The sequence below is a fragment of the Protofrankia sp. Cr1 genome (genome assembly GCF_963555865.1).
Classification (GTDB): Bacteria; Actinomycetota; Actinomycetes; order Frankiales; family Frankiaceae; genus Protofrankia.
The window spans coordinates 897-3872 of record NZ_CAUVXO010000254.1; the positions used below are offsets into that span (position 1 = coordinate 897).

4 protein-coding genes are annotated in these 2976 nt (G+C 69.1%); 1 reads left to right on the forward strand and 3 read right to left on the reverse strand.

Features of this window, described 5'->3' with window-relative positions; translation table 11 throughout:
- Positions 1 to 800: toll/interleukin-1 receptor domain-containing protein (locus U9980_RS18045; protein WP_322768994.1), on the reverse strand; the 800-nt coding region annotated here is incomplete at its 3' end.
- Between the two features lie 190 nt (positions 801 to 990).
- On the opposite strand from U9980_RS18045, the gene uppS reads away from it, so the two are divergent.
- Positions 991 to 1767 carry a polyprenyl diphosphate synthase gene (uppS, locus tag U9980_RS18050; protein WP_322768995.1) on the forward strand — a complete coding sequence of 259 codons (777 nt, stop codon included), beginning with the start codon at positions 991 to 993 and terminating at the stop codon, positions 1765 to 1767.
- 311 nt (positions 1768 to 2078) lie between these two features.
- On the opposite strand, the gene U9980_RS18055 is transcribed toward uppS, so the two are convergent.
- Both U9980_RS18055 and U9980_RS18060 read right to left on the reverse strand, forming a co-directional pair.
- Entirely contained in the window at positions 2079 to 2594 is a 516-nt protein-coding gene (locus U9980_RS18055; RefSeq protein WP_322768996.1) for a putative immunity protein, read from the reverse strand.
- Positions 2595 to 2625: 31 nt separating this feature from the next.
- Complete coding sequence (locus tag U9980_RS18060) at positions 2626 to 2907, reverse strand: hypothetical protein (RefSeq protein ID WP_322749369.1); 282 nt, start codon at positions 2905 to 2907, stop codon at positions 2626 to 2628.
- Positions 2908 to 2976 lie beyond the last annotated feature (69 nt).

Sequence of the window (2976 nt, forward strand, 5' to 3'; positions counted from 1 at the left end):
GCGACGTCCCACAGCCGCGCGGTCCCGTCGACCGAGCCGGTGGCCAGCAGTGTTCCGTCCGGGGAGAACGTCGCCGAGTCCATTGACTTGGTGTGGCCGGTCAGGATGGCGTGTTGGGTGCCGGCCGGCACGTCCCACAGCCGCGCGGTCGTGTCGTCGGAGATCGTGGCCAGCAGCCTCCCTGCCGGGGAGAACGCTACCCAGCACAGGGAATTGGTATGGCCGGTCAGGGTGGCGCGCAGCGTGCCGAATGGAGACGCCCCCACAGGGACCGACGGCGGCGACGGCGGGAAGACGGGTTCGGCGACTGGTGGCGCCGTTCGCGGGGGAACCGGGAACTCCGGGGCTGCGGCAGGCTTGGCTCGGCCAGCCAGACTATGGCCTATCTGTTCGAGCAGGTAGACCCTCGCCGCCTCCGCCGGCAGACCGAACAAGTCGAATCCAACCAGGGTGTGTAGCAGCCCTGGCCGGTCACAGTCCTCAAGTCGCACTGGGAGTAGCTTGCGCGCGAAGCCCTCCGGGTCTTCTGCCCGTACGGCCCGCCATTCCTGACCACCGTAGACGGAACGCAGGTAGGCCGCCGACAGCAACGCCACCATCCGCCGGGCGTGCCTCACTCCCTGGTCCATGCCGAACATCCAGTCCGAACCCGGCACGAAGTCCCACGCCTGGATCAGGACCCGGTAGCCGGCGTCCTCCAGCTGCCAGGCCACCCACTCCGCCCACCGCCGGTCCACAGCCGTGTAGGAGATGAAGAAATCCCACGTCCGCGGCTCGCCCGCGGCCCCCGTATCCGCCACATCACAATCCTCGCACCGACATCTCCCTACCGGTGGGCCCCGCCCCTTCCAAACTGGGACCGACAGCAGCGGGCTCTGGACGCACCCACTGTCCCACCGTCCCGACCCGGGTAGCACCGCGGGAACTGAACCCGGAGGGCCGGGACCGGCGGGACTGGGACCGGTGGACAGGCGGGCATAGATTAAGGCCGTGCCAATACGCGATCTTGCCTACAGCGTCTACGCCCGTCGGCTCCGCGCGTCGCTCAAGGGAGCCGAGCTACCGGGGCACGTCGGCCTGATCATGGACGGCAACCGGCGCTGGGCCCGCCAGATGGGGATGGCCAATCCCAGCCTCGGCCACAAGTTCGGCGCCGACCATGTCGAGGACGTGCTGTCGTGGTGCGAGGCGGCCGAGATCAAGCACGTGACCGTCTTCGTCTGCTCCACCGAGAACCTGGCCCACCGCGACGATGCCGAGATCGCGTTCCTCATGCGGGTCATCGAGCAGGTAGTCTCCGACAAGATCGCGACTCCCGATCCGGCGTGGCAGATGCACATCGCCGGGCTGCTCGACGCGCTGCCGGACAGCACCGCCCGCGCGCTCAAGAACGCCGAAGAGGTCACCCGATCCTGCTCGACCGGGGCGCACGTCACCCTCGCCGTGGGGTACGGCGGCCGGCAGGAGGTCGTCGACGCGTTCCGGGCCCTCCTGCACGAGCAGGCCGAGACGGGCGGCTCGCTGGCCGACCTGGCCGAGACCCTCACCGCCGAAGACGTCGCCCGCCACCTCTACACGGCCGGCCAGCCCGACCCCGACCTGGTCATCCGCACCAGCGGCGAGCAGCGCATGTCGAACTTCCTGCTCTGGCAGAGCGCCTACTCCGAGCTGTACTTCTGCGAGGCGTACTGGCCCGCGTTCCGCGAGATCGACTTCCTGCGGGCGCTACGCAGCTACGCCGCCCGTGGCCGTCGCCACGGCGCCTAACCTGGCGGCTTCCCGACGGCCTGCCGGCTCTGCCGCCGGTTCGTCGCCCGGCGCCACCGCCGGCGCGCCCAACCTCCAGGTGGATGTCGCGCAGCGCGAGCGGCTCATCGTCGCGTGGGTCGACGGGCATGCCGGGCCGGACGGTCTACCAGTTCCGCCCGAACTGCAACGCCGCCCTACCAGCCGAGGACCAGCCCACCGACAGCCAAATCCGGCCGCAGCAGCACGGCCACCACTGCCATGCCACCGGCCGACCCAAGATGCCCCTTCTCGGTCGGCCCGGCTACGCGGCCACGACGATCGCAGCGCCGTCAACAGTCGAAGACCGACCAGCAGATCTCGTTGCGCAACCGCTGGTCGTCCAACACGAGCTCGCGAATCGCATCCGGGAGCTGTTCACGCTGCCAACGGCACTCAAATCGGCCGACGCTCTCAGCCTCACCTACCGGCGCCCCCGCACGCACAGCCTTGATCGCGTAGGCCGCCGCACCCAGCTCGTGAGCAGGGACATGCGCCACCACCCCAGCCTGACCGGCGGCGAATGCCGCGTGACGAGCCGCTCCGCTCAACACCCTTGCCGCAGCCATGGCATGGCCGCCCGCCGCGCGGGACTGCGACATCCTGATCTCGCCGCGCGCCCATGCCCGAATCTGCTCGATCGCCTGACGGGGCCGGGGGTCCGCGGGCTGCACCGACTCGAAGAGGTGCAGAACGTGCTCCGCGCACACCGCCGCCCACAGAGCCAGGAGCCGATGGTCGGAATCCACGAGCGTCCCCCCGCGGCGAAGGGTGATGAACCGGGAGTCGCGGTCCTTGGGCAGGATCACAGTTCGACCGTAAGGCGATGCTGCCGAGCCCTCAACGCCGGGTTAGGGCGCGCATGGCGTCCTGCCCCCGCAGCTGGTCAACCCGCTCAGGAACCCGGAGACCCAGGTCCGCGCTCAGCCCCACGTCCGGATTCCAGCCATTGACCCCGCAGCATGCCCCCATGGCCGGGAACGGGTAGCCGTCGTCGGCCACCACCGGGGCAGGTTCTGACAACCACCAACAGCCCGCATCGACGCCTGACGCAAGGTCCGACCGCGCGGGAAATGACAGATCGGCGAGAACCGTGCCCGGACAGTTCGACGAGAAGAACATGAACGATCAGCTCATGGCATCACCGGTGGACATGAGAGATGAGAACCTACAGATTTATTCACACTGGCT